Below are 5,281 nucleotides of genomic sequence, written 5' to 3'. Positions count from 1 at the left end.
TTGCCAGCACTACACAAGGTAAACATAACAAGTGAACAATCACAATATGCTTCCTCATGAAGAACAAAGTTAGCAAAGAATTAGAGAAAAATAAATGAAATAATATTTGCTTTTTATTATAGTACCTGTGTCAACCAATTTAATCGGCTCGTGCCCTTCATCTACTGGGGGGCAGTCATCCAAAATAAAGAAACTTAGAGTTTTTCGACCTCTTCGACAGAAAGTCCTGTGCCCTTAGCAATATCAGCTATAGGTAGCCCCATTTCCTTAAATGCTTTAGCAGTCTCAAGAGCTTTTTTACGCTCTCCTTCTGCTAGACCTTTGGCTTTACCTTCTGCTAGACCTTTAGCGTGACCTAAAGCTTCTCCTGATTTCTTGGCCGAATTAAATACGCTCTCAGCATCACGCTTATGTTTTAAACTTGCTTCGTATGACATTAGCTCCTCCTCCGTTAATTTACCTATCTCTCCTATCTCAAAGATAAGACCAAATATTCTTTTATCCAAAAATGTTGGCAATCTATCCATGGTACTCAAGTGTTTAAGTAAGTACAACCACTGATCCATAACTGTCTTTAGTTCTTCTGGCTGTTTATTAAATAATGGAAGCGAAATCATTTTATATCCCAATTTATCATAGAATATTTCTTTGGTCAATTTGTCACACAGCGCAACATCATAGAAATAAGGCCGCTCTGTGACACGGGATATACCAGAACTTCCATTTCTATCCATGTCAAACTCCAAAATACCAATAAAGTAAACCTCCGGTAGGTAATAATCACTCCCCTTCTTACCTCGCGCTAATTGTTTATTGATGAGACGTGAGGTATAGTACACTGCACGGTCCTTAAAAAATTCTTGAAAGAGCTGCTGCATCTCAATGATGAAAACCTCACCATCGCTGCCAATACAATGTAAATCAAATACAACACGACGCATTTCCTCATAATCACCATCATGTTCTACAGGCTTATATCTTAGATCCGAAATTATCTTCTCTCCATGAAATAGACTATTGAGAAACTCAATCAGTAAGATTTTGTTGTCCTCCCTACCAAAGTAAAATTTCCAACCGAAATCGGTACGTGGATCTACATACCTACCCAAATGTTTTTTTAATCTAGCCATAATATTTATTAATTGGTTATCAGTCAAATATACAACAATAAATTGAAAAATACTAAAATAATTAGTAAATAACATAAGTAGACAAGTAACTTATATTGATAGTCAATCGCACGAGCTGAAAAATTGTCTTAATAGCAGCTCCCCACATTATCTTATTAACGCTTTAGATAAAATACAAATTCAAATGGTCAAAATTATCCGTATTGAATGGTAACCGGATGTTGAATCTGGATGGTCAATGGTATCGAAATCTCCAATATAATAAGCTGAACAAAAAAACAAAAATCACTACATTTGATTAAGATAGAATAAGAATGGAACATGGGTTAATTTTGGAGAATATTGCTAAGCACATAACATTAGACGATAATGAAGTTGCACAATTTCTTAAGGTATTAAAAAAAGTAAAAGTACCGCGTAGAAGCATGATATTAACTCAGGGGCAATTATGTAATTCCATTTATTTTGTTGATACTGGAGCATTACGGGCATTCTACCTTGATGTGTCCGGCAGAGAATCGACTATTATGTTTGCCATAAAAGACTGGTGGATAACAGATATGTACTGCTTTATAAATGTACTTCCCGCCATGCTTACCATTGACACTATTGAAGATAGCATCATCTATCAGCTGCAAAAAAATGATCTGGAAAAACTCTATTTAACAGTACCAAAATTTGAACGTTTTTTTAGGATCTTGATGCAAAATGCCTATATAAGGGAACAATTGCGTGTGATTCAAAATCTCTCGTTAACCGCCGAAGAACGCTTTGACATATTCCTGAACAAATATCCTGATGTTGCCAATAAAGTGAAGCAAAAACAAATTGCATCCTATTTAGGAATCACACCTGAGTTTTTAAGTATGATCAAGCGAAAAAAGCGGAAGTCTTAAAGTAGTTTATTTTTTTTCAAGTTTGGACACCTTTAATTTGCAGTAATTAAAGAATGTAAATATGATGCTAATATTAATTGCGGGCCCTTATCGAGGTGGCACTAACGATGATCCGGTTTTAATGAAAAAGAACCTGGACAACCTTGAATCATTTGCTTTAGAAATCTTTAGAAAAGGGCATATACCGTTCATTGGTGAATGGATGGCACTTCCATTGATAAAATTAGCAGGATCAACACATGTTGGAGATCAGCAGTGGAATGAAGTCCAATATCCCATAGCACATCGGATGCTCGAGAAATGCGATGCCGTATTGCGAATCAAAGGAGAATCAAAAGGAGCTGATCAAGATGTACGGTTAGCCCAGGAAAGAGGACTGAAAATTTATCATTCTGTAGAAGAAATTCCCGTATCGGAGCTTCTTTAACCAAATTTTTACTAACAAAAAATATACTTTATGGAGTTAGAAATATATCAAGTCGATTCTTTTACAGAACAGGTATTTCATGGTAATCCCGCATGCGTTGTACCTTTAAAAAACTGGTTACCCGACGAAACACTTTTAAAAATAGCCCGTGAAAATGCGGTTGCGGAAACAGCATTTTTTATCGATAAAGGTGATATTATACACCTGAGATGGTTTACGCCCGAGATTGAAATGGATCTATGTGGGCACGCAACCCTTGCAACAGCCCATTGTTTAGTTGCACACCTGAGTTATCAAAAAAAAAGAATCATTTTTGAAACCCAGGTGGGACCGTTAAAAGTAGATGTAGAAGATGGTGTTTATTATATGGATTTTCCTTCCAGAATGCCAGAACCTACTGCCCTGCCCGATATTATTGAGAGATCATTAAATATCAAGCCAAAAGAGGTCCTCAAATCTAGAGATTATGTACTGTTGTATGAATCTGAGCAGGATATAACAAATATCAGAATTGACAGATCCATTTTTGACCTTATCAATCTTGATCCGGGAGGCGTAGTAGTAACAGCAGCAGGGACAGACAGCGATTTTGTTTCAAGATTTTTCACCCCACAGTCTTCCATTCTTGAAGAAAAGATTAACAAAGGATAAGCTTTTAGCCCTGCAATTATCAGAAAGAGGTGGAAAGTTGTATTGTGAAAACAAGCCTGATCGCGTAATTATTGCTGGTAAGGCAAGAACATATTCTGTTGGGCGCTTTTGGATTTAATTTCATTGTCAATAAAAACAGTTTAAAATCAATCTGAAGGCACATACACAAAGGCTGGCGGACAGCGCATTTTAAATTTATTAATTTTATAAGATGAAAGATAACATTATTGACAAAGTTGCTTTAATCTGTATAGTTGAAAAGAAAGTATTAACAGCTCTTTCCCATTCAAAATCAAAGCTATATCTACCTGGAGGCAAGAGAGAAATTGGTGAAACAGATTTAGAATGCTTAAAAAGAGAAATTCATGAGGAACTTAATGTCCAAATCAAAGAAGATTCAGTGCAATATTTTGAAACTTTCGAGGCTCTTGCCGATGGTAAAACTGATGGTATATCAGTAAGGATGACATGTTATTTTGCTGATTATTCCGGAAATCCTGAACCGACAAATGAAATAGCATCATTGGAATGGATAACCTATCAGGATAGGGATCGAACATCAGCTGTTGTAAAGATCATATTGGATAAGTTAAATGCTTTGAAGCTTATACATTAATTTTAATATTATTAGATGGAACAATTACTATCAATCGGTGCTGAAGCATTAAGGAAAGCTGCATTAAATGAAGATGCAAAAGCTTATGTTTTAAATAACGAAGCACTCTACAAGCTAATGAAGAAAGCCGCTGACCGATACATTGGCGGTGAAAATCTTTCGGAAACTTTAATAAAAGTACAAGATTCAAATGATACCGGTTTTAAGTGTTCGATCGAGTATATGGGTGAAAGCACTCGATCTATTATGCAAGCGGCAAAAGCGACGGATGAATTTTTGGATATCTGCAAAGCAATCGAGCAAAAAAATCTCAATTCCACGATTTCACTGGACCTTTCGCACATTGGACTAGAAGTCTCTGAAAGTCTTTGTTATGAGCACTTATCTAAAATATGTGAAACAGCAAAGGACAGGGAAGTTATTATTAGTGCTGAAGGAACAGACAGAACTGACCGCATTTTGAAACTCTATCAAAATGGTTCAAAGAAGTATGCCAACCTGTCCATTACCTTACAAGCCTACCTCCATCGGACAACTGATGATTTTGAAGCAATGTGTAATGAAAGGGGACGTATCCGTATCGTAAAAGGAGCATTTGAAACTGCTAAAGGACTGTCCCTACCACGTGGACAGGAACTCAATGACCGCTATATTTATTTTGTCGAACAGCTACTTTCAAAAGGCCACCCCTGTTCCATCGCAACCCATCATCATGAAATACAACAGGAAGTAAAAAAACTTATAGATACGCTAAAACCAAATAAAGAACTCTACGAGTTTGAAAGTCTTTTCGGAATCCAAACCGATCAGTTGGCCCAATTGAAAGATGAAGGCTATCCAACAAAACTCTATTTCGTTTACGGTCAGGAATGGTACCTTTATCTCTGCAACCGATTAGCTGAATATCCATTAAATTTGTTCAGAGCATTGCAGGATATTGTCGAATCGAAATAGCAATTATTAATAGAAAGTTCATCAAAACGATGAATTTTCTATTAACACAAAATTTATTTCATTAATTTAATTATTGCACAGCTCAAATTTTTCAAATGAAAAATGAGGATCAATTCGAATCGCTCACTTTCCCACAGGACATAAAAAAGAAGTTTAGAAGCTGCAAACAAAATCTTTCCAAACAGACAAAACCAACATTAATAAATAAAGCTAAAAGCGCAATAAGTTCATAAAAACTTGATCGAATAGTCATTTAACCTCCTTTACGCCATTGCGAAAATCTACATCCATTTCCTGAAAACATAAAAAGCAAGACCATTTTTGTTGTAAAGATGATAATCTTTCATGCCCATGCTTTTATCATGCACAGTAATTTGAGCGTACATTACCCGATTTCGGCAAAAGTGGATATTACGGTTTGATTTGTGCCAGTCATTTCGGTCGGATGGGGTTCTTCATCAATTTTGGTGAAAGTACAATAAATAATTACACTTTAGATATTAGGCCAAGTTTCTTTTCAAAGATAATTCCAACCTTGGCTAGCAAGTTATAAATTTGCGCCTTTTGATATACTAAACCATATTCTCTTTTAATCCACTGTATCAAA

General features: G+C 35.8%; 6 protein-coding genes. 5 read left to right on the top strand and 1 reads right to left on the bottom strand.

Going from position 1 to position 5,281, the window contains the following annotated elements; all coding sequences use genetic code 11:
• Nucleotides 1–194: 194 nt before the first annotated feature.
• Nucleotides 195–1,130, bottom strand: coding sequence for an Rpn family recombination-promoting nuclease/putative transposase (locus GVK91_RS27040; RefSeq protein ID WP_159732708.1), 936 nt, complete (start codon nucleotides 1,128–1,130; stop codon nucleotides 195–197).
• A gap of 314 nt (nucleotides 1,131–1,444) precedes the next feature.
• Between GVK91_RS27040 and GVK91_RS27035 the strand changes: the two genes are divergently transcribed.
• The 5 genes from GVK91_RS27035 (at nucleotide 1,445) to GVK91_RS27015 (ending at nucleotide 4,674) form a co-directional block, all read left to right on the top strand.
• Nucleotides 1,445–2,026, top strand: a complete 582-nt coding sequence (locus GVK91_RS27035; RefSeq protein WP_159732705.1) for a Crp/Fnr family transcriptional regulator — start codon at nucleotides 1,445–1,447, stop codon at nucleotides 2,024–2,026.
• 61 nt (nucleotides 2,027–2,087) lie between these two features.
• Nucleotides 2,088–2,453: a DUF4406 domain-containing protein gene (locus GVK91_RS27030; RefSeq protein WP_228280216.1), complete on the top strand. Its 366-nt coding sequence runs from the start codon at nucleotides 2,088–2,090 to the stop codon at nucleotides 2,451–2,453.
• Nucleotides 2,454–2,483: 30 nt separating this feature from the next.
• Complete coding sequence (locus GVK91_RS27025) at nucleotides 2,484–3,104, top strand: PhzF family phenazine biosynthesis protein (RefSeq protein WP_200845720.1); 621 nt, start codon at nucleotides 2,484–2,486, stop codon at nucleotides 3,102–3,104.
• A gap of 211 nt (nucleotides 3,105–3,315) precedes the next feature.
• The gene (locus GVK91_RS27020; protein ID WP_075993047.1) at nucleotides 3,316–3,720 is read left to right on the top strand and encodes an NUDIX domain-containing protein; all 405 of its coding nucleotides are present in this window, start codon (nucleotides 3,316–3,318) and stop codon (nucleotides 3,718–3,720) included.
• Between the two features lie 15 nt (nucleotides 3,721–3,735).
• Nucleotides 3,736–4,674, top strand: coding sequence for a proline dehydrogenase family protein (locus GVK91_RS27015; RefSeq protein WP_159732702.1), 939 nt, complete (start codon nucleotides 3,736–3,738; stop codon nucleotides 4,672–4,674).
• The last annotated feature ends 607 nt before the right edge of the window (nucleotides 4,675–5,281 follow it).

It is taken from the genome of Sphingobacterium sp. 18053 (assembly GCF_902706145.1).
Classification (GTDB): domain Bacteria; phylum Bacteroidota; class Bacteroidia; order Sphingobacteriales; family Sphingobacteriaceae; genus Sphingobacterium; species Sphingobacterium paramultivorum.
Note: the sequence above shows the minus strand (reverse complement) of the source record. Positions and strands in the feature narration are given on the sequence as shown.